Source organism: Brenneria rubrifaciens, from assembly GCF_005484945.1.
Taxonomy (GTDB): domain Bacteria; phylum Pseudomonadota; class Gammaproteobacteria; order Enterobacterales; family Enterobacteriaceae; genus Brenneria; species Brenneria rubrifaciens.
In genome coordinates this window covers 2489804-2516041 of the sequence record NZ_CP034035.1, presented here as the reverse complement: position 1 = coordinate 2516041, position 26238 = coordinate 2489804, and the positions used below count along the sequence as shown (strand labels likewise).

The window sequence follows — 26238 nt, the reverse complement described above, 5'->3', positions numbered from 1 at the left end:
CTACTTGAGCGGCGAGCGGGTGCGTTCCAGACCGTAACGTTCCATCTCTTTATAGGGCACCGTGGTGATTTTCCGTTTGCGCACATCGATTAGCGTCACCCGGTCGGTGCAGGAGTAGCAGGGATCGAGACTGCCGATGATCAGCGGCGCGTCGGATACGGTATTGCCGCGCAACATATAGCGCAGTACCGGCCAGTTAGCGTAAGTGGCGGCGCGACAGCGCCAGCGGAACAGTTTTTGGTTATCGCCGGTCATACTCCAGTGCACATCTTCCCCGCGCGGCGCTTCGCAATAGCCCAGCGCGAACTTGTATGGCTGATAGGTGAAATGTTCATTCAGCAGCGGGCCTTCCGGCAGATTGTCCAGACCGTATTCAATCATCGCCAGCGACGTGAACACTTCGCGGACCCGAATCAGCACGCGGGAATACACGTCGCCCGCGTCCAGATGATGCAACGCCATCGGCAGGTCAAGATAACCGGCGTAAGGATGGTCGACGCGCATATCCCGGTTGAAGCCGCTGGCGCGGATCACCGGACCGACCGGGCTGTAATCGCGGGCGACGCGCTTATTCAGGATGCCGACCCCCTGCGTGCGTTGCAGCATGTTCGGCGTGTTGAGCAACATATCGCATAGCTGGGTGATTTCGGTTCGCATCGTCTGAATCAGACGGAGGGTTTTCAGCCGGTCATCTTTCAGGATATCGCGGCGTATACCGCCAATCAGGTTGAGTCCGTAAGTTTTACGCGCCCCGGTCAGCATCTCGGCGATGGTCATCGATTTCTCCCGAATGCGGAAGAACTGCATGAAACCGGTATCGAAACCCGCAAAATGGCTGGCGAGCCCGATGTTCAGCAGATGGCTGTGCAGGCGTTCCACCTCCAGTAAAATGCTGCGGATGCTGTGCGCCCGCGGCGGCACCACGATCCCCAGCGCGTTTTCAACAGACGAGGCATAGGCCACGCTATGGGTGAAACCGCAGATACCGCATACCCGGTCCGACAGAAACGTGACTTCGTTGTAGCCCATGCGTGTTTCCGCCAGCTTTTCCATACCGCGGTGGACATAAAACAGCCGGTAGTCCGCATCGACTATTTGTTCGCCATCGACGAACAGACGAAAATGGCCGGGTTCGTCGGAGGTAATATGCAATGGACCGATAGGCACCACGCGCGCTTCGCTGCCGCCATCGTTAATGAACGGGTAAGACTCATCATCCCGCGTCGGGGCCGGACGCTGGCGGTAGTCCATGGCGTCCTTGCGCAGCGGATGGAGATCGTCCGGCCAGTCGTCCGGCAGCACCAGCCGCCGCTCGTCGGGCAAGCCCACCGGGATCAAACCATACATATCGCGGACTTCGCGCTCTCCCCAGACGGCGGCCGGCACGCGAGGCGTCACCGAGGGGAATTCCGGGTTATCCGCATTGACCAATGCTTTGACGATAACCCAACACTTCTCTCCGGCTTCCATCGACAGGGCATAATAGAGGGCGAAACAGCCGTTCAGCGAGCGTTCGTCGTTACCGAACAGCACGGGTAACCAGCCGCCCAGCGGGTAATAAAGAAATTCCACCACTTCTGGCAGCCTATTCAGCTTCACCGTCAGCGTAAGCTGGTCAGGGGTTTGCCACTCGGTGTCCAGAATGGCTGCCGGAAATTTCTGTCTGACCTGCGCGACATAGCCTGCGCCGAGTTTGTCGGCGGAGGAGCGCGAGCGGGAAACCGGGGGTTCATTAATCACGGTACGTCTCCTGACGGGAAGGGGTTAACGACAAATGCTCTGCCAGTGGAGTAAGGGGGGCATCGGGTGCGGCGTTCTGCACCACCGTGGCCGCGTTTTCCAGCAGATGAAGCACCGGTTGGGGAATTTGCGTTCCCATCACCAGCATCAGTGCCATCAGCAACACCATCGGCGCGGTGGTCAGAATGCCCAGTTCTCCCTTGCCGACCGCTTCCGGGCTGTTGCCCAGCACCGTACCGGCGACCATGCGCACCAGCCCGGCCAGCACAACCGTCAGCAGGATCAGCAGCGTGACGATCAGCCAGGGGCGTCCGGCGCTGATGCCGGCGCTGATCATCATGAACTCGCTGAGGAACATGTTGAACGGCGGCATGCCGCCGAGCGCCAGCGCGCCGCCGGCCAACAACGCGCCGGTAAGCGGCGTCACGCGCAGGATGCCTCTTACCGCGTCCATATCGCGCGTACCGTATTTCAGCAGTACATTGCCGGAACCGCAAAACAGCAGCGTTTTCGCCAGGCTGTGATTCAGGGTATGCAACAGGGCGGCGAAAATTCCCAGTGGCCCGCCGATCCCCAGCGCGACGGCGATCAGCCCCATGTTCTCCACGCTGGAATAGGCCAGCAGGCGTTTCATGTCGCGCTGAACCAGGATCAGGAACGCGGCGACCGCCACCGACAGCATGCCGAACACCAGCAGCAGGCTACGAGGAAACCCGGAACCAATCGCCGCGCTGACGATAATGTAATAGCGCACGATCACCAGCAGCGCGCAGTTCAGCAGCACCGCGGAGAGTAGCGCACTGGTCGGACTGGGGGCTTCGCTGTGGGCGTCCGGCAGCCAGGCGTGCATCGGGAACAGCCCGGTTTTGGTGCCAAAACCGATCAGGATAAAGATAAAGGCCAGATGCATCAGGGTAGTGTCCAGCTCACTTGCATGTTTCAACACCTCCGTCCAGAAAATGGCGTTGCCCGGCTCGGCCATGATGCCGGCGGCGTTGGCGTATACCAGCACCGTACCGTACAGCCCGAACGCCACGCCGACGGTACAGATAATGATGTATTTCCAGGCGGCTTCCAGTGAAGAACGCTGTCCGTAAAGCCCCACCAGAAAAGCGGAACTGAGCGTGGTGGCTTCGATAGCGGCCCACATCAGGATCAGGTTGTTGCTGGTAATCGCCAACAGCATGGTGGAAAGGAAGAGATGGAAAAAACCGTAGTAATCACACAGGGTGGCGAGGGTAATCTCACCGCCGTCCACTTCGTGGCGCATATAGCCGATCGAGTAAATGCCGGTGATGAAGCCAATCACGCCGAGGATTGCCAGAAACAGCGCGCTCAGGCTGTCGAGATGCAGCCAGTTATGCATCGCCACTATTTCGCCGTCCTGATACACCTGCCAGACCAGCGACAGGCAAACCAGCAGCAGGGCGGTGATGCCGAGCAGGTGGATCACGCTTGCCAGCAAGCGGGACCCATCGCCCGCGAACCGGCAGAGAAAGGCCAGCAGCGCGGTAATAAACGGCGTCGCCAGCAGGGTAAGGAGTAAATCGGTCTGGGTCATGACAATCACCCTTTCAGCGCCGTCAGTTGCCGCACGTCCAGCGTGTGGAGGGTCCGGTAGATTTTACGGGCCATCAGCGCCATCACGATCACCGCGAAAATCGCATCGGTGGCAATGCCGATTTCCACTAGCTCCGGCGCACGGTTCGCCAGCAACGCCAGCGTCAGGTGCGCGCCGTTTTCCATCAGGCAATAGCCGAAAACCTGTTTGAGAATATTGCGTTGCGTCACGATGCACAGCAGGCCAATCATAAAGTGGCCGAGCGACACGGCCAGCGCGGGTTTCAGCGAACTGACCATCGGCAGTTTGACCGGTTCCGTCACGAAGTAGCACAGCACCACGATCAGGGTCGCCAGCAGGATGATGATCGCCGGGCTGACCACGCCGCCATCGGCGCGCGGATCGTCCAGTTTACGAAACGCCCGGTGCATAATGACGGGAACCAGCACGACTTTGGTGATGAACGCCGTCAGCGACCAGAGATAGAGCTGATGAGCCTGTAACAGATCGGCCAGCGAGACGAAAATCAGCACCAGAACCAGCGACTGCCCGGCATAGAGCCAGGCGGAAAGGGTGGGGCGACGGGCGGCGATGACCAACAGAGAGGTAATAATCAGCAACCCGGCCAGGTTATTCACGATCAACGATCCCATCATTATTCCTCCTTAGCTCAGCCAGACGGCGGCAATCACGCTTGAACAGAACGACATGACAATCAGCACGATGAGTACGCCCTGCATGGCCCGGGGCACGGGCGTGGCCGCCGCGATATCTTCGGATGGTTCTCCCGGCACGGTGCGGCCAAACCAGTAGAGGAACCAGGCAAAACTGGCTACCGACTCAATCAGCGTGATAATGAGCAGCGGCAGCAGCCAGAGGTAATCCCTTGAGAGGGCGAAACCCGCGGCAAACAGAGGGAACTTGCTGAAGAAACCGTTAAGCGGCGGCACGCCGGTGATCGCCAGGGCTGCGACACAAAATCCGACGCCCAGCAGCGGCATTTTCCGCATCATGCCTTTCAGCTTCGGCAGCATACGGGTTCCGCAACTGTAGCTGAGCGCGCCCGCCACCAGGAAAAACAGGCTTTTGGCGAAAGCATGGTTAAAGATGTAGGCTACGCCGGCATTGAACGCCATACGCGAACCGAACGTCGCCAACGACAGGGCGAAAAAAATGTAGGAGAGCTGGGTAATGGTGGAATAGGCCAGCAGTCGCTTCATGTCTTTCTGCGGCAGATACATGATAAAACCGTAAATCAGCGTGATGGTCGCCATCACGACGCCGACGATGCCAATGAGGTGCGGTACCTGCTCCGCCGACAAGATGGCGCGGGCAAAAATATACACCCCGACTTTCACCATCGACGCCGCGTGCAGATAAGCACTGACAGGGGTCGGCGCGTCCATCGCATCCGGCAACCACATGTGCAGCGGGAACTGGGCGGATTTCCCCCACGCGGCGAACAAGATGCCGCCGAACACGATAATTTTGTCATCGGTAGCCAACTGTGACAGGGCGCTCAGCGCGAAAGTGCCGGCGCTCACAAACAGCCAGGCGGCCGCCAGATACAGCCCGATTGAGGCGACGTGGGTAATCAGTAAAGCTTTCAGCGCCGAACGCAGGGATTTCGGTTGCTGGTAATAGCCGATTAACGCCCAGGAGCAGCCACCGGTAATTTCAAAAAACAGCAACTGTCCCAGCAGCGTGGAGGAGAGCGTCAACCCGGCCATTGCGCCGATAAACACCAGCAGGAACGCGTAATAACGCGGGGTGCCTTCATGCGGGTGTTCGCGGTTGCCCAGCGTCAGGTAGCCTGTTGAGTAAATGCTCACCAGCAAGCCGAGAAAAACCACGGCAAAACCAATCAGCAGGCTGAGCCTGTCTAACTGCAACCCGAATAATTCAGCCTGACCATAGCGGTATAAGGTGAAGACCACATCGATTTTGCCGCTGAAAACATAGTTACCGGCCAGCCACCCCATGCCAAGCGTCGCCAGCAGGGAGAACAGACAGCATAACCCCCTGGACTGTCGTTGCGGCAGGACGGCGATCAACACTGCGCCAATGAATGGCAGCAGGATGGTCGTAAGGGCGACATTCTTGATGATAACCGTCTCCATGATGAATGCTTACTCCTATAGACCGGTAAGATAAAAAACAAACGCCAGCGCCGCGACGCCAAAGCCCAACCACGTCACATGGCCCGTGAGCAAAAACCGCCCGCGGGCCAGACTGTTCTCTATTAACGCGGCCACGAAAAACACCGCGCTCAGTTTGATGACAAACGCGATGGATGCGATAAGCAGCGCGGTCGGCGTGAAGCTTTCCGCCTTGCCGAAGGGAATGAAGATCGACAGAAACAGCGCCGCCGCCACCACTTGTTTCAGGCTAATGCCCCATTTCACCAGCGCCAGTCCCGCCCCGGAATATTCGGTTAACGGCCCTTCCTGCAACTCCTGCTCGGCTTCCGCCACATCGAACGGAATTTTTCCCATTTCGATAAAGGTGGCGAACGCGAAGGCCAGCAACGCCATCAGGGTGGCGGTGGGGGATACCCAGGTGTGGCTGGCCAGCATGAGGCTGATGTTGCCGATATTGGTGGAGCCCGCAATCAGCGCGACCACCAGCAGCGCCAGCATCAGGATCGGTTCGACCAGAATACCGAGCGACAGCTCGCGGCTGGCGCCGATACCGGCAAACGTGCTGCCGGAATCCAACCCGGCCAGCGCAAAGAAGAAACGGAACAGGGCAAACAGATAGAGCAGCGTAATCACGTCTCCCCCGGAACCGAACGGGGAGATCCGCGTCACGATGGGTAATGTCATGGCGACCACCAGCATCGTGCCGATCAGGATATAGGGCATCAGCCGGAATACGCCGCCCGCATGCTGCGGGGACACATCCTGACGTTTCAGTAATTTGAAAATATCGCGGTAATCCTGTAGTACGCCCGGCCCTTGCCGTGAGTGCATTTTGGCGCGGATCACCCTTGCCATGCCGGACATCAGCGGCGCGATGGCCAGCAGGCATAAAGCCTGAAGGACGGCACAGAGAATCAGCACGGGAGCGTCTTCGGCGACGAGTGTTCCGGCGATGACGTTTTCAGCGATCATCATGTTCTCCTTAGGCCATTGTCACCAACAGCAAGATCACCAGTGCGGCGACGACATACAGGCAGTAGAGCCGGAAGTCGCCATGCTGAATCCATTGCATTGCCCGGCTGGTTTTCTGCACGCCGTTTACCAGCGGCAGAATGAGGCGGGTATCCCAGAGCGGTTCCGTTCGTTCGGCGGCCAGCGTGGTTTGCTCCAGCGCGCGGTGCATCAATGGCGCGGGGTCGAGCGTTTTACGCATCCGGTAGAGCGGCGCGAACATCACGCGCAGCGGCTGGGTAAATCCGGCGGCGGAGGCGGCCATCGCGGATTCATAAGCGTAGCCGCAGGCCCACGGCGCGCCGCGCTGACGGAAATTCAGGCGTGCGCCTTTACAGCCGACATACAGCAGCAGCGGCAGCAGCGGTAACGCCAAGAGCAGAATGAAAATCAGCGGCGTCGATAGCGCGGTCTGGCCGGGATTGCCGGGGAAGACCAGCGAGCCTTGCGCCACCACCGGCGCGGCGCTTTTGGTCAGGGCGGCGGCGACCTGGGCGATCGCGGGCGCGATTTCACCGGCGCCGACGCCGAGTAAGATGCACAACAGCGCCAGCAGCAGCATAGCGGCGGTCATCGGCCAGGGGACTTCTTTGGCCTGGGCCGCTTTTTCACTGCGGGGCGCGCCGGAAAAACCGATGCCGTACACTTTGACAAAACACATGGCGGCCAGCGCGCCGGTCACCGCCAACATCACGATGGCGATAGGCGCGATCAGGCGCAGCGAGAAACCGCCTTCGTGACTGAGGGTAAACAGCGCCTGATAGGTAAACCATTCGCTGACAAATCCGTTCAGCGGCGGCAGCGCTGAAATCGCCATACAGCCGACCAGGAATGCCATCGCGGTATAAGGCATGCGGCGCGACAGCCCGCCCATTTTCTCCATGTCTTGGGTGTGCAGCCGGTAAATGACGGCGCCTGCGCCCAGAAACAGCAAGCCTTTGAAGACCGCATGGTTTAGCAGGTGGTACAGGCCGCCCAGCAGACCCAGCGTCGCCAGCAGCGGTTGGCGGGTCGCGATGCCAATCATGCCAACGCCGATCCCCATCAGAATGATGCCGATATTTTCAACGGTGTGATAGGCCAGCAAACGTTTGATATCGTGTTCAGCCAGCGCATACAGCACACCCAGTACGGAGGAGACGGCGCCAAACGCCAGCACCATGACGCCCCACCAGATCGCGGTTGCGCCCAGCAGGTCAATGCCCACTTTGATGATGCCGAAGATACCGATTTTCACCATCACGCCCGACATCAGCGCCGACGCGTGGGACGGCGCCGCTGGGTGCGCGCGCGGCAGCCAGCCGTGTAAAGGCAACATCCCGGCTTTGGCGCCGAAACCAAAGAACGCCAGCAGGAAGACGATGGAAGCCTGAGGCGCGGAGAGTGACGCCTGCCGGAAATCGGCGAAATCAAGGCTGTTGCTGTCTCGATAGAGCAGGAAAAACGCAATCATGATCAGTACGGAACCGGCATGTGCAATCAGGAAATACAGCAGCCCGGCATGAATGGCGTCGTCATCCTGATCGGCAATCACCAGGAAGTAAGAGCTGAGCGACATCACTTCAAACAGGATAATGAAGTAGAAGGCGTTGTCGGAAACCACCAACGCCACCATTGAGGCAATAAACAGGTTCATAAAGAATCCCATCGCCCACGCCCGCCCGCGGTATTCGTGCAAATAGGCCAGCGAGTAAAGCGAGGTGACCACCACCATCAGGGAAATCACCAGCACCATGAATGCCGCCAGCGCGTCCAGCCGCAGGGTTAAATGCGCAATGTCGGCAAACGGCCCGGCGGCGCTTGCCGTCAAGGTTTGTCCGTCGAGCAATACCGGCAGCGCGGCGGCGATGCCGCACAGTCCGCCGAGCGCCGCGCTGACGCCGCTGAACAGAATGGCCAGCGATTCATGACGGGACAGACACAACGATAGCGCCGCGCCCGCGCAATACAGCGTCAGCGCCGCCGCCAGCCATTCCAGCGAGGTCATCATGGTTCCATCCCCCGCGTGGACCCGGCAGGCCACGCCATGGCTTGCCGGCGTTTCGCGGCGGCGGTCTGTTCGATTTGCCGATCGTCGATAATGAACAGCGCATTGGTCGGACAAACGCGTACGCATTCCGGCCCCTGGGCCTGGAAAGCGCACAAATCACATTTCACCGCGACGCTGCGTATCCCGGTATTCCATGACAGAAGCGGGTTAATGGAGGCGACGCTGAGAGGAACATCGGAAAGTTCGGCGCGTGGAATGTGTTGGCGGAAGGTTTCGGGGATAGCCAACGGCTTGCTGCCTGACGGGGTAATCGCCCCGAAAGGGCAGGCGATGGCGCAGAGTTTGCAGCCGATACAGGTATTTTCATCGAGCGCCACCGCCTGGGCCTGATGCGTAATGGCGTTGACCGGGCAGACTTTGGCGCAGGGCGCATCCTCGCAATGCCGGCACAGCACCGGCGAGGTGCCTGCAAGGTCGCGCTCCACCGTCAGCCGCGGATGCGTTTGTAACCCCTGGCGGCGGTGTACCTGGGTACAGGCGGCCATGCAAGTGTTGCATCCGATACAGCGCTTGGGGTCCGCAATGACAAAGCGGTTCATAGCCATATCCTCCGGGGGAATCCAGTACAGTAAGGTTGGCTGCGTCAAAGCATATTCTGTGCCACGTCATGGCGCTTGCGCGGCAGGCCGCGTGGCATAAGGGATGCGTGAAAAGGCGTTATCGCAAAGGCAGGGGGGGATGAGGCGTTCGACATTCGTGTCGACATTTTTGACGAAGCAAGCGAGGCCCCGGCGGTCACCCTGGTGCTGCGGGGAGCGGCCTGGGGGGATTTTGCCATGCCGTGCGTGGGAAACGCGGCGTGCTTATGCCCTGGCACGCCCGCTCAATCCGCCAAAGCACGTCATCATTGACGCGATCGCGCTATTGGTAAGGCTTTTACATAGGGTGAAAATCATCTTGGCTTAAATATTGCTGGGAAAATAACTCACTTTCGGTGCGACTGGAAAATCATCATGTGTTTAGGGATTCCCGGAAAAGTGGTGGCAATAGCCAACGCGGAACAACAACTGGCGTGGGTTGAGGTATGCGGCGTCCGGCGTGAGGTGAACATCGCGCTGGTGGCGGACGGCATCGGCGGTGACGCGTTAATCGGGCAGTGGGTTCTGGTTCACGTCGGGTTCGCCATGAGTCGTCTGGATGAGGAGGAAGCGCATGCCACGTTGGACGCGTTACGGCAAATGGAGGAGCTGGAACAAGACGTTACAAAATTTCTGCGTCAATAAAGCGCGGTTAGTGATGTAAATCAAGGTATCTGAATTGGGCTAAGTGATAATAAAAATAACTATCATTAGCACAATCATCCCAACGCTTATGTCTCACTGGCAAAAGATTTTACTCCTGCTGTGCTGGCTGTTTACCAGTTGCGTGGCTGTCGCGGCGGTGGATTACGCTACTTTTATTCAAGATATCCAGTCCAGGCTGGATAAAACGGCGCAACTTTACGAGCAGCAAAAGCCGGACGAGGCCCGTATTGAAGTGCAAATGGCCTATTTCGAGGTGTTTGAAAACCTTGAGGGGCCCATCCGCATCAATATCTCCGCGCAAAAAAGCTATCAACTGGAAGCCACTTTCGCTGAAATTCGCCGCATGATCGGCGAAGGTAAACCGCTGGCCGAGGTTCAGGCAAAAATCGCCTGGCTGAAAGGCGAACTGACCGCGGTGCTGCCTACCTTGTCGGAGGGCCATCAACTGGTGGCGCAGGAGCAGCACGGCGCCTATGACAACGCCGATATCGCGCTGTACTGGCAACAAAGCTTCAAGATCATTGACGATCAACTGGCGCAGGCGGTAAGTGACTATCAGGACGGCGATTACAAAAAGGCCGCTCTGAGCGTACAAAAGGCCCACTATGAAGGATTCAAAAACTCTGAAATGGAAATGTCGGTGCGGCAGAACCGCTCTGCTCAGCAGGCCGCGTCCATCAATCAACAATTCACCGCGCTGATTGCGCTGGCCAGCCAGCCCGATCAACTCAACGACGTGGCTTATCGCGTGACGACATTATTGCAGGATATTGAAGATGTGCTGCCGGGGTTGCCGACCACCCGCGATAGCCAGCCGGTCACGGCCGCGCCCGCGGGCGCGGATAGCGCCGCAGGCCCTGACGCGATCCCCGACGCGAACTGGGCGAAAGTGAGCGACGATATCAATCAGGCCATTGCCGCCGCGCTGGAAAAATACCGTCAAGGCCAGGTCAAACCCTCCATCATGGCGGTGCAGGATACTTACTTTGATCTGTTTGAAGCCAGTGGCATGGAGAACAAGATCGGCTCCCGCGATGCGGCGTTTAAATCCACCCTGGAAGGGTATTTTACCCGGTTGGTCAGCCAGATGAGCGCCGGGCGGCCGATTGAGCAACTGCAAGCGCAGGCGGATGCGTTGCGACAGGATCTGGCGAAGGTGGTCGCCATGCTGGGCGAGGGCGGCGAAACACACTGGAACCTGCTGCTATATAGCCTGCTGATCATTGTGCGCGAAGGGCTGGAGGCATTGCTGATTGTGGCGGCTATCGTTGCCTATCTGGTGAAGAACCATCACCACGACAAGCTGCCGCTGATTCGTCAGTCCGTCTATGTCGCGCTGGTGTGCAGCGTCATCACCGCCGTCGTTTTCCAACTGCTGTTTTCCAACGCCGGGGCCAGCCGCGAATTGCTGGAAGGCGTCACGATGCTGATTGCCGTCGTGATGCTGTTCTTCATGAGCTACTGGCTGCTTTCAAAAGTGGAAGCCCGGCACTGGAAAGCCTATCTGGAAGGCAAACTGTCGCATTCGCTGAGCAGCGGTTCAATGGTGGGGCTGTGGCTGACCAGCTTCCTGGCGGTTTATCGTGAAGGTGCGGAAACCGTGCTGTTCTATTATGCGCTGGTGGGCGATGCCAGCAACATGGCCGGTCACCTTTCTATTTTAACCGGGTTCGTCATCGGATGTGTGATTCTGGTTATCGCTTATCTGATCATGCGTTTTACCGTGGTCAAATTGCCGCTGAAGCCTTTCTTTATGTTTACCGGCTGTTTCATGTATCTCATGGCGTTTGTCTTCGCGGGCAAAGGCGTGCTGGAACTGATTGAAGGGAAACTGTTTGAACCGACCCTGCTGACCGGCGCGCCGGAAATCAGCGGGTTGGGGATCTACCCCTATGTGGAAACGTTACTCCCGCAAGGGGCACTGTTGGTCGCCGCATTGGTTGCGCTGTGGGTGATGAAGCGGCGATCCGCGGCGATCTGATTCAGGAAGCAATGCAAAGCAGAAAAACAACCGTTACGACACACCCGACAGTTTTTCAGGCATAGGCAGCTTGCGGCTTTAAAGACCGAGGGAACATTGATGATATGAGGAAGGGTTTGATGAATATGCAAAAAAGTCTAGTTGCTGGCGCGGTAATCGCCAGTATTTTCACCGTACCGGCAGTGTTGGCGTTTGAAGAATATCCGGCTGGAGAGGCCGTCACCATCAATGAAATGGAGATCGCGGCGGTTTATCTGCAGCCGATCGACATGGAACCCCGCGGCATGGGGTTGCCCGCAGCCAAATCAGACATTCATCTGGAAGCGGATATCCATGCGGTGGAAGGCAACAAAAATGGTTTTGGCGCCGGTGAGTGGGTGCCGAACCTGACCATCGCCTACACCCTGACGAATACCGATACCGGCGCCAAGCAGGAAGGAACCTTTATGCCGATGGTTGCCAGCGATGGCCCGCACTACGGGGCGAATATCAAAATGATGGGCGTGGGCAACTACAAAGTGGTTTACTCCATTGAGCCGCCCTCCAAAGCCGGGATGCACCGTCATACCGACAGTGAAACCGGTGTCGGCCGCTGGTGGAAACCGTTTGACGTCAGCTTTGATTTCAAATACGTCGGTATCAAGTGATGACGATGTCCTCTCCGCTCACGGCGTAATCGTGGTGGCGTTCACGCCTCGGTGGGGCATGTCGCCGGCAGTCTCTCCACCAGGGGCGTGTTTTCTCGCTTGAGTGTGCGTGGTTATAACCTGATAGATTTCAAGGGGCCGGAAGCCAACGCACCTGCAACTTGAAAGATGAAGGAAATATGAGTTATTTCTTTGTTGCCACACTACAGGCCTTTTTACCGATAGCGTTGCTGTTGGGGGTGAACTGGAGCCATCGCGCCGCGCCTGAAATCAGACCGCTGGGTTGGATAACCCTGCTGGCACTGATTGCCGGGTTGATGGCGGGAGCCCGCTTGCCCAACGGATCGCAGGTTCAACTGTGGATAACGGGCGCCCAGGCGATCGGCCTGATACTGTTTTTTGTCAGTCAGTTCTTTTCTCATCGTCGTCTCGGTTATCTGTGGCAGGCGATGTTGGTCGTCGGCGCGGCGGTGCGCTGGGGCAGCGATCCCAACCTGAGCGCATTGACCACCACGCACGTCGTTAACACCGATTTGCTGCTGAATTGCAGCGCGATCGTCGCGGCGCTGGCGTGGCTGATATTCAGTGCGGTCCTCTGCGGCTTGATGGTGCGGCGCGTGCCGCGACTGCGCTGGCCGCTGCTGATCCTATTACTTACGCTGTTGATGTTGCCGATCAGCGGTACGCTAATGCTATTGTTGATGAAATTACAGGCGCTGGGGCTGACCAAACCGCGCCTGAGCTATGTAGCGCAGGTGACCAATAACGCCAACGCATTGAATTATCTCAGCGCGTTGCTAATGACGGCGTTGGCGGGCGCTTATTTACTGCCTTTAAAACGCGCCAGCCGACGGATCGATGAAAGCCGCGAGCCGATAGAGAAACGTCAGGCAACGGCGGAATACCGTAATATTCTTCGTACCGTGCTGGCGGTGCTGGCGGCTTTGTTGGTCGTACTGCTAAGCCAGCTTTACTGGGACAAAGTGGCGTCGCAGCCGCCCCGGTTATCTGAAGCGTTGCCGGTAAAGGCAGCGGCGGACGGCAAGGTGCACATCCCGCTTGAACAGGTGCGCGACGGCAAACTGCATCGCTTCGTCTGGATTGCCGACGACGGCAAGGCCGTGCGCTTTTTTGTCATCAATCGCTACCCGGACCGTCTACGGCTCGGCGTGGTGTTTGATGCCTGCCTGCTGTGCGGCGATCAAGGCTACGTGATGAAAGGCAATCAGGTGATTTGCGTGGCCTGCGACGTGCGCATTTTCATTCCCTCCATCGGTAAAGCGGGCGGCTGTAACCCGGTGCCGATCGAAGGCTGGCGTAACGATGATAAGGAACTGATGATCGGTCAGGCGTCGTTGGCGGCGGGAACCCAATATTTCAGCACCGTCGTTTCGATGGAGGTGGTTGATCCGGTGGATGGATCAAAACTCACCAATGTGAAAGCGGAACATAAGTACCGCTACGCGGGTAAAACCTATTTCTTCTCGACGGAAGCGAACTACAACCGTTTCCGTGAAAGTCCCGGAAAATTTGTCGCCGCGCCAGCGACGGCAGACGATCACGCGGAAGGGGAATAACAATGTTAGGGCGCATGTTGCGTCAATCCTGGCGCAGAAATATCCGGCGTAAATCGCTGGCGGTGCTGACGGTCTTTCTGGCTGCGGGGTTGATTTCGGCGCTGCTGGCGGTTTCGATCGATATCGGCGACAAAATGGCGCGTGAATTGAAGTCGTATGGCGCGAATATCCTGATCGAACCGGCAGGACAGGCGGCGTTGCCCGCGCTATTCGGCGAGCGCAGCAATCCGCTGGATGGTCAGGATTTTCTGGACGAGTCGGAACTGCCCAATATCAAGGATATTTTCTGGCGCAACAATATTGTCGGGTTTGCGCCTTTGCTGAGCGGCGATATGGAGATTAACGGCCAGCCGATCGCCGTGTTGGGCACGTTTTTCTCCCAGCCCGTGGCGGTGCCGGATGAAGAGGATTACCGCACCGGGCAGCGGATCGTCAGTCCTTACTGGCAGGTGGCGGGCGCCTGGCCGCAGGAGCCGATCGCGCAAGGTAAACCGGTTGAGGCGTTGGCGGGTAAACAACTGGCGCAGCAAAACGGCTGGCAGGTGGGTACTGAACTGCGGCTGCGCGGGCCGCAAGGCGAAACCACGGCGCGCATCAGCGGTGTTCTCACCAGCGGCGGCGAGGAAGAGAGCCGCCTGGTCATGCCGCTGGCGGCGGTTCAGGCTTTGCTGGGGCTGGAGGGGAAGGTGCAGGCGATCCGCGTTTCGGCGCTGACCGTCCCGGAGAACGAACTTTCGCGCCGGGCGCGTGAGCATCTGGACGCGCTGAACGCCGAAGAGTATGACCTCTGGTACTGTACCGCTTACGTTTCCTCCATCGCGCATCAACTGGAAGAGGCGATTTCCGGTTCCGTGGTGCGTCCTATCTGGCAAGTGGCGGCATCGGAAGGCGTGGTTATCGACAAAATTCAACTGTTGCTGGCGGTCGTCACCTTCGCCGCGCTGGTCGCTGCGGCGATGGGGATCGCCTCCCTGATGACCAGCACTATTATGGAGCGGGCCAACGAGATCGGCCTGATGAAAGCGCTGGGCGCGCGGCAGTGGCAGATTATGCTGTTGTTCTATCTGGAGGCGGCGCTAAGCGGGCTGATTGGCGGGATGGCGGGCTGCGTGGCCGGATGGGGGCTGGCGAAGGCCATTGGTCTGATGCTGTTCGGCGTGCCGCTCAGTTTTGCCTGGATCGTCATTCCCTGCGTGCTGGTCATTTCCATGCTGATTGCGGTGGTTGGCACCTGGTTCCCGGCGCGGCGCATCGCCAAACTCTATCCGGTGGAGGTGCTGTATGGCCGCTAATGTCTGGATGAACGGCATGTTCTGGCGGCTGGTGTTGCGCGCGCTGCGTCTGCGTAGGCAACGGGTGGGGGTGGTGTTTGCCGCCCTGACCGTCGGTGCGGCCATCGTGACCGCCATGTCCGCCGTCTATTTCGATATCAACGCCAAAATGAGTCAGGAACTACGCACCTTCGGCGCCAATTTCTATATCGGTCCCGCGCGGGGAAATTCGCTGCCGCAACGTACTTTTCAGCCGATCTTGGAAAACGCCCCGGCCGGATTGATCAAGGCCGCCAGCCCTTATCTGTACGGGATGGCGCGCACGGAACTGGAGAAAGTCGTTCTGATGGGCGTGTGGTTTGAGTCGCTGCGCCCGCTGGCCCCATACTGGCAGGTGACCGGCAACTGGATTGGCGTCAGTTTTGACGATCGTAATGCGATGATTGGCGTCAAGCTGGCGGAACGGCTGAACCTAAAAGTGGGCGACGGCGTCACGCTGGTGGGCGACGGCGGCAGGCAACGCTTGCTGATTAAAGGCATCGTGGAATCGGGCGATGCCACCGACAATATGCTGATCGTCAATCTGGCGCTGGCGCAGAAATGGCTGGATAGAGCAGGGACGATCAGTAACGCGCTGCTCAGCGTCAGCAACGATCTGGGACAGGTGGATCAATTTGCGGCCAGCTTGCAGCGGCAGTATCCGCAGTTGGACATTCGCCCCATTCTCAAAGTTTCGGCCTCGGAAGGTCAGGTGCTGAATAAGATCAAAGGGCTGATGGGGCTGGTTTCGGCGGTCATTCTGGTGCTGTCGTCCCTGTGCGTCAATACGACGCTGATGGCGATTGTCGGTGAACGCGCGCGCGAGTTTGCATTACAGAAAGCGCTGGGCGCCAGCGGGCGGGATATCATCCGTCAGATGTTGGCGGAAACCGGCATTATTGCACTGGCGGCAGTGATCTGCGGTTCGCTGATCGGCTATCTGTTGGCGCAGGTGTTGGGCATGGCGGTGTTCAACGCCTCAATTTCATTGCGAGCGCCGGTATTTCCGTTAACGCTGGCGCTTTCTTTGCTGGTGGCGGCGGTGGCGGCCATTGTTCCTACCCGGCGGGCGATTTATGTCGACCCCGCCAACGTTCTCAAAGGAGAGTAGTCGATGTGCTTAGTCACACAGGATCAAGCGGCGAAACCAGCCCCGGAAGACGCGGTGATCGAAACGCGCCGGTTGTATAAACGTTTTGGTCAGGTGACCGCGCTGGAAGATATCAACATCCGCATTACCCGTGGCGAGTTCGTGGCCGTTATGGGGGCGTCCGGTTCGGGTAAGACGACGCTGATGAACATACTTACCTGTCTGGATACGGTCAGTGACGGACAGGTGCTGTTGGACGGGATTGATGCGGCGGCGCTGGATGAAGAAGGGCGGCGCAAATTCAGGGCGGATAAAATTGGTTTGGTCTTTCAGCAGTTCCATTTGATCCCTTTCTTGACCGCGCTGGAAAATATCATGCTGGCCCAGCATTACCACAGCATCGTGGATGAAGCGGCGGCGCGGCGGGTGCTGGAGCAGGTTGACCTGGCGCATCGCGTGGATCACCTGCCAAGCCAGCTTTCCGGCGGCGAGCAGCAGCGGGTGTGTATTGCCCGTGCGCTGGTAAATGAGCCGCCCGTTATTTTCGCTGATGAGCCGACGGGGAATCTGGATGAAGAGAATGAGCGGCGGGTGTTGGATCTGTTGAGGGACTTGCACCGTCAGGGGCGGACCATCGTGATGGTGACGCATAACCCTGAACTCGGCAAGTTTGCCGACCGCATTATCCGTTTGCAGCATGGCAAGTATTTAAGTGAGGAGATTAACCATCATGCAATGGCGTAACTCGCTCAGCGTGGTCTGTCTGGCCCTGGCGCTGCTGGGCGGCTGTAAAGAGGAGCAGGTGAGTATTGGCGCCAAAGCGCCAACGCTGGCGGCTTACGATTTGACCGGTCAGCAGGTGGCGTTGACCCGCTGGCAGGGAAAAAGCGTGTACCTGAATTTCTGGTCTTCAAGCTGCGGCGGCTGTTTGTCCGAAATGGACACGCTGGAAAAACTCAGTAAAACCTACAGCGATAAAGTGGTCGTGGTGGCGGTCAATACCGATCCCGACAGTGTGGATCTTACCCCGCTGCTGGCGCAGCACAACGTGACGTATCCGGTGATCCGCGATCAATTGGGGATCACCCAGGCGCGCTATCAGGTTATCGGCACCCCGACTTCGTTTATCATCAATGCCAACGGCAAGGTCGTGGAACAGTATCAGGGCGCGAGAAATGAGGAACAATTGCTTTCGTTGTTTGAGCGGCTGGCGCGGGGCGTGTGATTCGCCTTGCCCTGAAGCCGACACCGGCACGACGATTGGGCGTGGTTTTATCCGCAGGGTATCAATGACGCCCGCAATCAGGCAGCCTGTGCCGCACAGCGTGATAAAATCCGTCAGTTATTGAAATTGTAGGCAAGGTGTCATGTTCCTATCCGCGATCTGCCTGAATTAACCTGCTCACCCGGCGGTATAACAGGCAGATCAATACGATTTTTTATTCGCCCCGATCTAAATTGCCGATGCCTGTCCGTTGCATGAAAATAGCCTTTTTAACCGGCGATATCCATGCCTGGAGAGTGGTATGCCGCCAGTCATCCATTTCCTGTTTTATGCCGTGAGATTTTAATACGCGTGATTGCATTTAAGTCAGTGGCTTCTCGTATTTGGTTTTTATATTTATACATTAATTTCGATGTGGCGCTTATTTTTTAATAAAATGCGGGCACGAAGAGAAATTAAATATAAATAACAGGCGAAATTGAGAAAGTGGACTGAAAATAGCTTTGCGTATGCGGATACGCCAGGCGAAACCGTCACGGTTATGTTATTAGTATGAAAAATAAGCAAAAAAAGCTTTTTTTCGTGAAGTGGATTGCTGAAATTGGCGTTCATTGGTTAAAGAAATGGGGTTCACGGAAATATTATTTATATAAATATATTAACCGTTATGGTGATTTTAATTTTTATTAATTCCTTATCTTAGTTTGTTTTGTGTTTATTAATTATTGAAAACTAAATATAAAAAATCGTGTGACGATAATCACAATAGAATTTTTTAAAAAAAGATAAAAACTGAATCCTCTTATAACGTAGATAAAATATAGGTTTTTTATGTCTTCATTATTATTATCATCTTTGTTCCCGTTAGTTTTTATTATGATTATGGGTTGGCTTAGTGGGAAATTAAACTACACGAAACGCGAAGACGCTGGCGTATTAGCGACAGTCGTGATTCGATTTGCCTTGCCGTTGCATCTGTTTATCGGCGCTTTAAATACCGACCCCGAAAAAATTAAAAACTTCTCTTTCATGGCGGTGCTGTTCATCGGTCTGATGGGCTCTTATCTGCTGACGCTGTGCATTTCCCGCTTTGTCTTTCGTCAGGATATCAAGACCGGCGCGATTCAGTCGCTGGTGTGCGCGTTTCCCGACATGGCTTACTTTGGCGCACCGGTTCTGGCTGTGCTCATCGGCCCCGAAGGGTTCCTGGGGGTATTGATCGGCAACCTGATTACCAGCGTGTTCATGATCCCGTTGACGATTGTGCTGATTCGTATGGGAGACAGCGACAAGGATGGCGCTAATCAGGAGAGTCTGGGCATTATGATCCTGAAAAACCTGTTTAAAGCCGCGCGAAATCCGATTGTGTGGATTCCGATTCTGGGGGTGATACTCAGCCTGCTGGGGATCAAAATTCCAGAACTGCTTTATTCGTCGATTGACACCATGGGTAAAACCGCCGGCGGGATTTCACTGTTTGCGCTCGGTTTACTGTTTTATGGTGAAAGCCCGAAATTCAATCGGCATACCTTTACCAACATCAGCCTGAAAAATCTGGTGCAGCCGGCGATTATGGCTGCGGCGGGCGTGGCCTTCGGATTGAGCCCCACCCTGATGCAGCAGGTGGTGATTATCGGCGCCACGCCGTCCGCCATCGCCGCCGGCATGTTTGCGGTACGCAGCGAGACCTATGTGGAGTCCGCTTCTTCCTCAATATTGATTGGCACTGCGATAGGGATTTTCACCGAAGGTCTGGTGATTTATATGATGACCTAGCGTTAAAAACCCTCTTCCCCCTTGTTACCCGGCAGGAGTGACGCCGGGTAACACAGCCAACGCACGATTCTGTTGAACTCCGCCTGCATGAGTAGGTTTCATATCTGATTTATTCAATAATACTACTTGAACACTCTCCTCTGAGGAGTATATTGTTCAGTCATATCTCATTAAGAAAAAATAAACTCACTCAAAGAATCATTAGCCAGTTAATATTTATTATTGGTATTTATTACAATGTTAAAAATAACGGTATCGATTGTACTCACATATTGTTATAGCGCATATATTTCAAACTTGAAATATATGCGCGTTCATATGACTCATCCTATATATAATTATGCTTATTATTATGGCTTTATTAATGACGAAAAAACCATTCACAGAGGTAGCTAATGGGAACCATCAACATGGAAGATGTTAGGCAAAAGGGTGTTATCAATCATTTCCGAAAATACGTTATAAACCATCCATCAAAAATAGCTGTTATCGACGAAAGCGATGCATTAACCTATCAGCAGTTAGACTCACTATCAAATAATATTGCCGGCAATCTGGCTCGCCGTGGCGTGCGGCAAGGTGATATTGTTGGCGTCATGATTGAGCGAAGTTGTAATTTATTAGCTGTCATGCTGGCTATATTCAAGCTGCGTGCTGTATATCTTCCTTTAGACTCTTCCTACCCCTCTGAACGCCTGGCGTATATGTGCCAGAAAAGTAATTGCAAAACTGTTTTAATAGAAGAAAAACACGAAAAACATAATGAATTTTCTAATGAAACAGAAATCCTAAATTTGGATGTGTTATTAAATCCAGTCGATGAAAAAACGGATTATTGCTACGATGATAATGATCTCGCCTACATTATATTTACCTCTGGTACAACAGGCGAACCGAAAGGCGTCATGATTCAGCATAAAGGTTTAGCAAATCATTTGGTGGCGAAAGTAAAGGATTTGTCGCTTAATGACCAGGATACCCTGGCACAAACCGCCTCTCAGTGTTTTGATATATCATTATGGCAATTTTTATCAGCATTAATGGTCGGTGGAACCACAAGTATCATCTCATCAGAAACAATACGGGATATACCCTGCTTTTATGCAGCCTTGAACCGATTTGCAATCACCGTGGTTCAATATGTTCCTTCACTATTAAATCAATTTATTGAAGGTATTCGCAAGATTGATCATTGTGCCTCTCTTTCAACAATCAGAGTTATCGCCACTGTAGGCGAACCATTACAACCCTGGTTGTGCAAGAAATGGTTTGCTATTTTTCCGCATATTCCAATTTTAAATCATTATGGGCCAACTGAATGCGCCGATGGCGTGATGCACCATCTGATTACATCAACGCCAACTTCCGGGTACACCCCAATAGGAAAACCCATAGAGGGATTGACAGCCTATGTTATTGAACCTGCTTCAGAGGGCGATTTGAAACAGGTGGCTGACGGTGAAATCGGCGAGCTGTATGTCAGTGGCGTCGGTGTATCCTGTGGTTATATTAACGACGCAGAGAAAACAGCCTCGGCTTTCTTGTCCAATCCGTTTCAGCAAGGGGAACAAGTTTCCCGACTATACAAAACAGGCGATCTAGTCAAAATAAGGTCTGATGGTCTTTTCGAATGTCTGGGCAGAACGGACAGGCAAGTAAAATTAAGAGGTTATCGCATTGAATTAAATGAAGTAGATAATGTGATAAGCAAATTTGAAAAAATAAAAATCAGCGCAACAAAACTGATAAATGAGAATAAAATAAAAATTACGTCACGGGAAAATCTGGAAAATAAAACAGAACAAGATTATCTTCCTAGATTAGTTACCTTTATTGAAGTGTTGGCGCCGGTTACACGAAAAGAGTTAGTTGATTTCATCCGTGAGAAATTGCCTGACTACATGGTTCCTGACGCGTTTTATCAATTAGGCAAGATACCGACGAACAGCAATGGCAAGCTTGATTACAATGCATTACCCTCACCCGATAACATTAGGCCGGTGATTGATACGGAATATTCTCCACCACAAAGCAGCCAAGAAAAGCAGCTATGCTCTATTTTTAGCAGAGTGCTACACTTGGATAAAGTCGGTATAAAAGATAAATTTATTGAATTAGGCGGAGATTCTCTGCGCGCTATGTTGGCAATTAATTTTATCAATAAAGAAATGTCATGCGGCGTCCAACTCTTTGAATTATATAACCTCACTATAGATGAATTGGCTAAAAAAATTGAGAATGGTGACAACCGTGTGATGTTGCCTGAGATTACACAATCATCTGCTTCCCCGGATGGAAATTATCCGTTGAGTCAGACACAGCGCCATCTGTGGTTTTTATGGAAACTTGAACCAGAAATAAAAAATTATATCCTTCAAACAAGTTTTGAACTGACAGGCCATATCGATAGCAACAACATACGATCTGCATGGGGTGAATTAATTGAAAGCTATGACACGTTCAGCATAAGATTTCTGGAAGAAGGGGGGGAGCCTTTTATCCGGTTCAGTACACCCAATACCACGCTGGATGAATTAGATTTTTCCCCATATTCAGAAGAAGTTCAGGCGGAAAAGTTAAAAGAAATAAAGTTAAAGAATGCAGAATATGAATTTGATTTAGAAAAAGGTCCTATTTATAAAGCATTGCTCATCAAAATGAGTGACGCCAGAGCAATGATATTGTTTACCACGCATGAGATTATAATGGATGCCTGGTCTCTTTCTCTGTTGGCTAAGAAGTTTTCATCTTTTTATCATCATCTTCCAGTGGAAAAAGAAAAGATAGCATTTAAAGACTATGTTTCCTGGGAAAAAAATCATATCAACAAAAACTCATTATCGGAGCAAAAGCGCTTTTGGGAACAATCGCTTAGTGGCGAACTGCCTAAAATACTCTTACCCAGCGATAAGAAAAGACCGGCAATACGGTCATATCGTTGTGACTCAGTAGGTTTTTCATTATCCTCCGATGACCGTAATAATCTTCATGCTGTGGCTAAATCGGCTAATGCAACACTATTTTCCACAATACTGGCCATTTTTGATTTGCTGATTTACAACTATACTGAGCAAACCGATGTTATCATCGGTGCACCCCATGTGATCAGAGAAAAAAGCGGCACTGAGAACCTTATTGGTTTTTTCTTGAACATGCTTCCTCTAAGGGTGAAGATAGATGAGGAAAATCATTTCATTGATTATCTCAGCCAGGTCAACGAAAAAGTCAGTCACTCTTTATCGCATGCGAATTATCCTTTTAGTTGGATGCTGGAGTCATTGAATTTTTCTCGCGACAGTAATGTTTCTCCAATATTTCAAATTATGTTCAATATGTATTCTGAACAAGCAGAAAATATTTCTACATCACAAAAGCGTCAAGAGTTACTTGTTAGGGTCAAAGAAATAAATAATCATTACAGCAAATATGATTTAGTCTTATATTGTCAGGAAGAAAACGATACATTATATTTTCAGTTCACTTATTGTGTAGATCTTTTCAGTAGAGGGTATATCATCCGAATGGCTGAAAATTTCAAGGAACTGATAACAAATATCATTAAAAATACGACAAGTCCTATCGGTGACTATCCATGCCTATCAAGTTCTGAAATTAATTTTCTGGAGGAATATAATAATATTCAAAAAGCACGTTCCGGTGAACTGATCTCTCTTTCAAATACACTGAATGAAGCTTTAGAAAAGTATAAGCATGATACCGCTTATATTTGGAAAGATGGCAGCATAACGTATAGTGAACTTGATTGCTATATCAATTCCATTTGCTTTTACCTGGAAAGTAAGGGATGTCATGACGGGGCGCGAATTTTAATCCAAAATGATAGGGGTATTCATTGTATTGCGCTAATCTTAGCATGTTGCAAAATGGGAATAACCTACGTGGTAGCAGGAAGCTATAATTCTCAGAAGAGAGTCGTGGCTATCGCTGAATCCCTTAACCCTATCGCCATTGTCACCGACAGACTCGCCACGGGTTTTGACAAAAAATATGTGATCATCAGTACTGATGAGATCGCCGCTTTATCTTCCGAGCGAAATGTGACCCCCTGGCGGAAAGCGCCAGAAAATACAACACTACAAATTGTCTATACATCCGGGTCTAGCGGGGTTCCAAAAGGCGTTATCATTCCAGTAAAAGCGTGTGTTAATCGATTACAATGGATGTGGGATACCCATCCTTTTCAATCCAATGATCGTGCTATCGTACAAAAATCGGCTTCTCTGGTTGCTAGTGCTTGGGAAATTTACGGTGCTTTACTTAAAGGCGTACCGAGTTACTTATTAAGCGAACAGGAGTTGCTCGATCCCGAACGTTTTGTTGACGTTTTAGTGTTTAAGAAAATAACCCATCTTTTATGTTCTCCCAGCGTCATCTCTTTATTATTATCCTTTGAGGATAAAGCGTTATTAGCCCGCCACTCACTAAGATTTGTCACCTCAAGTGCCGAACCGTTGTCGCCATCTCTGGCAAAAGATTTTTATGAAACCTTCCCGGACGTCCCTTTATTTAATTTCTATGGCTCAACGGAATGTTGTTCTAATGCGGCGACTTGCTTAGTTGATAAGGAAACATTAACGGATACCGATATCATTCCTGTCGGTGTCCCGTTGACAAATGTTGGCATCGCCATCGTTAATAGAAAAAATAAATTGGTGCCCAGAGGCGTCTCAGGAGAGTTGGTGATTGCGGGAAGATGCTTATCCGATGGCTATCTTTTAGATTCAACACTCACTCAAGAAAAGTTTGTTCCTAACGATATTGATGTATTGAAAGATTTCGGATCGCTCATGTATAAAACCGGCGATATCGGGCGCTTCAGAGAAGATGATTTACTCGAATTAATTGGAAGAAAGGATAATCAAGTAAAATATAGAGGGTTTAGAGTCGAACTTGAAGAAATTGAATTGGTATTAAAAACCCATCCTCAAATAAAGGATGCGGCAGCAAAGTTAATCACCCATCACGATACTGTTCTTCTTGTCGCTTTTCTCGTAACCGATATGTCCCCAGTGTCTGAAGATACCCTCAAACAATATATGAGGAATAGACTGCCCACTTATTCGATACCGAATAAAATTGTATTTCGCAACGAACTGCCACGTTTGTCTGGTGGTAAGCTAAACCGAGCAGGTCTGGTATTCGAGGATGATGAAAATCTTACACACTCTATCAGTGCGAATAATTTTACCACCACAGAACGCATTATTGCAGACATATGGGAAAAACTGCTTTTAACCAATAACATTAATAAAAAATCAAATTTTTTCGACCTCGGTGGAAACTCTATGCTGAGTGTACGGTGCGTTGCGCTGGCAGCGGCAAAAGGCGTTAATTTTACCGTCAGTCAGATTTATAACAATCCCGTATTGGATACGTTGGCCGCCTCCATAAAAGAACAGTGTTTTAAAAATGAGTATGTTTCATCCAATGAAAATAACAGGTTAAAAACGCTTCCTATGGTGCGATTTTTTTATCACCGTGTGAAGTTGATGGAGCATTTTAATATTTCGGAGATGTTCATTGATACTGAAAATGTATTAGATAAGTCTGTATTGATTCAAGCCATAAATCAGCTTACTCAGGACTATAGCTTGTTGCGTATGGTGGCTGATCAAAAGGATGATGATATTCAATTCTATTCGCTGGTTTCCGCCGAAGGGCTTCATATCCAACAAATAGGGTGCTTTTCTTCCAGGGTTGAGGCTGACGCGGCGCTATCCTATGCTGCGGCCAATGAACAGTATTCATTTAAGTTTGATCGTAATGTGCCACTCGCGAAATGTATATTATTCGAAGCAAAAGTAAATGAACATTGCTATAACACGTTATTTATTTTAACGCATCATTACATTGTTGATGGATACAGTTTTAGGTTATTATTGGATGAGATAGAACGTTATTATTTTTTGATAATGAACGGGGAAAAACCTGTTCCTGTTTACCGTGATATCTATTATTTGAATAATTGGTATGATGACCTTGAGCTTTATACTACTAAATACTATCAGGACATTCTAAAATATTGGCGCGAACAGCCGTGGGATATGTTATCCAGTATTAGCGGTGATTGTTCGGTAAATCGGACTGAATATTATAAGAGCATTAACAATGAAGAAATTTCTACGTTAAAAAATCTTCACGCTGAAGAATACAGTTCTTTATGTCATGATGTCGGGATAAAGTATATTAAATTCAACCAAGAGATGAGCAGCGTTTTCTTTAATATACATTTATATGAAGTTAATGTTGACGTTATAGATGTGTTGTTGTCGTTATTGACATTTTCCTTTGGAAAAATTAAAGATGATAAAATATCGCTCTTTATTGACAATGTAGACATGTGCCGGATACCGTTTGGAAAAAATGATGATCTTTCTACAGTGTTGGGACAGTGTATTGAGTTTTTACCGCTGCCAATTGTAGTAGATAAAACGGATAGCATTTTAAATAGTTCTATTAAGATTAATGCATTGAGAAAATCCATCTCCTTCAAAGGACTTGGATTGCGCAGTTTAACTTATTTGAAGAATATTAACCCTGAAGTCGCCATTCCCGGATTTACTTGGCCATCAGTCATGATTAATTACCGGGGATCATTGGATAATGGACGGTATTCAAACTTTATAGGTTTAAAAAAATCCAACCTATGGAAAGGTGTATCCTTTGGGACGATTCATACTTATAAAGTATGGGTTAACATTGATAAAATTGATGGTAATCTTCTCATAGAGTTACTTTACGATAAGACAAAATATTCACGTGCTGAGATAGATGTCATCTCAACAATAATAAAAAGTGATTTTATGTCTTTCGCCGAAAATTTAACGGCTCAAAATGCATGATCAATTTTAACTAATTGTGATC

The 26238-nt window shown here is 52.1% G+C and carries 17 protein-coding genes; 10 read left to right on the top strand and 7 right to left on the bottom strand.

The genetic code is table 11. From position 1 onward, the window contains the following. Genes EH207_RS11435 through EH207_RS11405 form a run of 7 tightly spaced genes read right to left on the bottom strand, consistent with a single transcriptional unit; the run spans nt 1 to nt 9042 of the window. Complete coding sequence (locus tag EH207_RS11435) at nt 1-1740, bottom strand: hydrogenase large subunit (RefSeq protein ID WP_137714101.1); 1740 nt, start codon at nt 1738-1740, stop codon at nt 1-3. Next, nucleotides 1733-3301, bottom strand: a complete 1569-nt coding sequence (locus tag EH207_RS11430) for a hydrogenase 4 subunit F (RefSeq protein WP_137714100.1) — start codon at nt 3299-3301, stop codon at nt 1733-1735. Before EH207_RS11430 ends, EH207_RS11435 begins: the two co-directional genes overlap by 8 nt. Nucleotides 3302-3306: 5 nt before the next feature. Beyond that, a complete protein-coding gene (hyfE, locus tag EH207_RS11425; protein WP_137714099.1) occupies nt 3307-3957 on the bottom strand; it encodes a hydrogenase 4 membrane subunit in 651 nt (216 codons plus the stop codon). Between the two features lie 9 nt (nt 3958-3966). Next, nucleotides 3967-5421, bottom strand: coding sequence for a hydrogenase 4 subunit D (locus tag EH207_RS11420; RefSeq protein WP_137714098.1), 1455 nt, complete (start codon nt 5419-5421; stop codon nt 3967-3969). Between the two features lie 15 nt (nt 5422-5436). Then, nucleotides 5437-6414 carry a respiratory chain complex I subunit 1 family protein gene (locus tag EH207_RS11415; protein ID WP_137715333.1) on the bottom strand — a complete coding sequence of 326 codons (978 nt, stop codon included), beginning with the start codon at nt 6412-6414 and terminating at the stop codon, nt 5437-5439. 10 nt (nt 6415-6424) lie between these two features. Then, on the bottom strand, nt 6425-8443 hold the full coding sequence (gene hyfB / locus EH207_RS11410; protein WP_137714097.1) for a hydrogenase 4 subunit B: 2019 nt from the start codon (nt 8441-8443) through the stop codon (nt 6425-6427). Continuing rightward, nucleotides 8440-9042 (bottom strand): 4Fe-4S dicluster domain-containing protein, encoded by a 603-nt coding sequence (locus tag EH207_RS11405; protein ID WP_137714096.1) that lies wholly within the window; start codon nt 9040-9042, stop codon nt 8440-8442. The genes hyfB and EH207_RS11405 overlap by 4 nt, the downstream gene beginning before the upstream one ends. Before the next feature lie 414 nt (nt 9043-9456). Between EH207_RS11405 and hybG the strand changes: the two genes are divergently transcribed. The 10 genes from hybG (at nt 9457) to EH207_RS11355 (ending at nt 26216) form a co-directional block, all read left to right on the top strand. Further along, nucleotides 9457-9726, top strand: coding sequence for a hydrogenase maturation factor HybG (hybG, locus tag EH207_RS11400; protein ID WP_137714095.1), 270 nt, complete (start codon nt 9457-9459; stop codon nt 9724-9726). Between the two features lie 88 nt (nt 9727-9814). After that, on the top strand, nt 9815-11728 hold the full coding sequence (locus tag EH207_RS11395) for an FTR1 family protein (RefSeq protein ID WP_137714094.1): 1914 nt from the start codon (nt 9815-9817) through the stop codon (nt 11726-11728). A 119-nt stretch (nt 11729-11847) separates the two neighbouring features. Then, nucleotides 11848-12375, top strand: a complete 528-nt coding sequence (locus tag EH207_RS11390; protein WP_137714093.1) for an iron transporter — start codon at nt 11848-11850, stop codon at nt 12373-12375. 179 nt (nt 12376-12554) lie between these two features. Next, nucleotides 12555-13952 (top strand): Fe-S-containing protein, encoded by a 1398-nt coding sequence (locus EH207_RS11385; protein WP_137714092.1) that lies wholly within the window; start codon nt 12555-12557, stop codon nt 13950-13952. Nucleotides 13953-13954: 2 nt separating this feature from the next. After that, the gene (locus EH207_RS11380; protein WP_137714091.1) at nt 13955-15244 is read left to right on the top strand and encodes an ABC transporter permease; all 1290 of its coding nucleotides are present in this window, start codon (nt 13955-13957) and stop codon (nt 15242-15244) included. A 16-nt stretch (nt 15245-15260) separates the two neighbouring features. Beyond that, nucleotides 15261-16373: an ABC transporter permease gene (locus tag EH207_RS11375; RefSeq protein WP_175413730.1), complete on the top strand. Its 1113-nt coding sequence runs from the start codon at nt 15261-15263 to the stop codon at nt 16371-16373. Between the two features lie 3 nt (nt 16374-16376). Further along, nucleotides 16377-17096 (top strand): ABC transporter ATP-binding protein, encoded by a 720-nt coding sequence (locus tag EH207_RS11370; RefSeq protein WP_137714090.1) that lies wholly within the window; start codon nt 16377-16379, stop codon nt 17094-17096. Further along, on the top strand, nt 17083-17577 hold the full coding sequence (locus EH207_RS11365; RefSeq protein ID WP_137714089.1) for a TlpA family protein disulfide reductase: 495 nt from the start codon (nt 17083-17085) through the stop codon (nt 17575-17577). Before EH207_RS11370 ends, EH207_RS11365 begins: the two co-directional genes overlap by 14 nt. A gap of 831 nt (nt 17578-18408) precedes the next feature. Next, nucleotides 18409-19353 (top strand): AEC family transporter, encoded by a 945-nt coding sequence (locus EH207_RS11360; protein WP_137714088.1) that lies wholly within the window; start codon nt 18409-18411, stop codon nt 19351-19353. A 395-nt stretch (nt 19354-19748) separates the two neighbouring features. Then, complete coding sequence (locus tag EH207_RS11355) at nt 19749-26216, top strand: non-ribosomal peptide synthetase (RefSeq protein WP_137714087.1); 6468 nt, start codon at nt 19749-19751, stop codon at nt 26214-26216. The last annotated feature ends 22 nt before the right edge of the window (nt 26217-26238 follow it).

Excerpts from the sequence above, each read along its gene's own strand:
- EH207_RS11430 (WP_137714100.1), bottom strand. The coding sequence starts at position 3,301 with ATGACCCAGACCGATTTACTCCTTACCCTGCTGGCGACGCCGTTTATT.
- hyfE (WP_137714099.1), bottom strand. The coding sequence starts at position 3,957 with ATGATGGGATCGTTGATCGTGAATAACCTGGCCGGGTTGCTGATTATT.
- EH207_RS11420 (WP_137714098.1), bottom strand. The coding sequence starts at position 5,421 with ATGGAGACGGTTATCATCAAGAATGTCGCCCTTACGACCATCCTGCTG.
- EH207_RS11415 (WP_137715333.1), bottom strand. The coding sequence starts at position 6,414 with ATGATCGCTGAAAACGTCATCGCCGGAACACTCGTCGCCGAAGACGCT.
- hyfB (WP_137714097.1), bottom strand. The coding sequence starts at position 8,443 with ATGATGACCTCGCTGGAATGGCTGGCGGCGGCGCTGACGCTGTATTGC.
- EH207_RS11405 (WP_137714096.1), bottom strand. The coding sequence starts at position 9,042 with ATGAACCGCTTTGTCATTGCGGACCCCAAGCGCTGTATCGGATGCAAC.
- hybG (WP_137714095.1), top strand. The coding sequence starts at position 9,457 with ATGTGTTTAGGGATTCCCGGAAAAGTGGTGGCAATAGCCAACGCGGAA.
- EH207_RS11395 (WP_137714094.1), top strand. The coding sequence starts at position 9,815 with ATGTCTCACTGGCAAAAGATTTTACTCCTGCTGTGCTGGCTGTTTACC.
- EH207_RS11390 (WP_137714093.1), top strand. The coding sequence starts at position 11,848 with ATGAATATGCAAAAAAGTCTAGTTGCTGGCGCGGTAATCGCCAGTATT.
- EH207_RS11385 (WP_137714092.1), top strand. The coding sequence starts at position 12,555 with ATGAGTTATTTCTTTGTTGCCACACTACAGGCCTTTTTACCGATAGCG.
- EH207_RS11380 (WP_137714091.1), top strand. The coding sequence starts at position 13,955 with ATGTTAGGGCGCATGTTGCGTCAATCCTGGCGCAGAAATATCCGGCGT.
- EH207_RS11375 (WP_175413730.1), top strand. The coding sequence starts at position 15,261 with ATGTTCTGGCGGCTGGTGTTGCGCGCGCTGCGTCTGCGTAGGCAACGG.
- EH207_RS11370 (WP_137714090.1), top strand. The coding sequence starts at position 16,377 with ATGTGCTTAGTCACACAGGATCAAGCGGCGAAACCAGCCCCGGAAGAC.
- EH207_RS11365 (WP_137714089.1), top strand. The coding sequence starts at position 17,083 with ATGCAATGGCGTAACTCGCTCAGCGTGGTCTGTCTGGCCCTGGCGCTG.
- EH207_RS11360 (WP_137714088.1), top strand. The coding sequence starts at position 18,409 with ATGTCTTCATTATTATTATCATCTTTGTTCCCGTTAGTTTTTATTATG.
- EH207_RS11355 (WP_137714087.1), top strand. The coding sequence starts at position 19,749 with ATGGGAACCATCAACATGGAAGATGTTAGGCAAAAGGGTGTTATCAAT.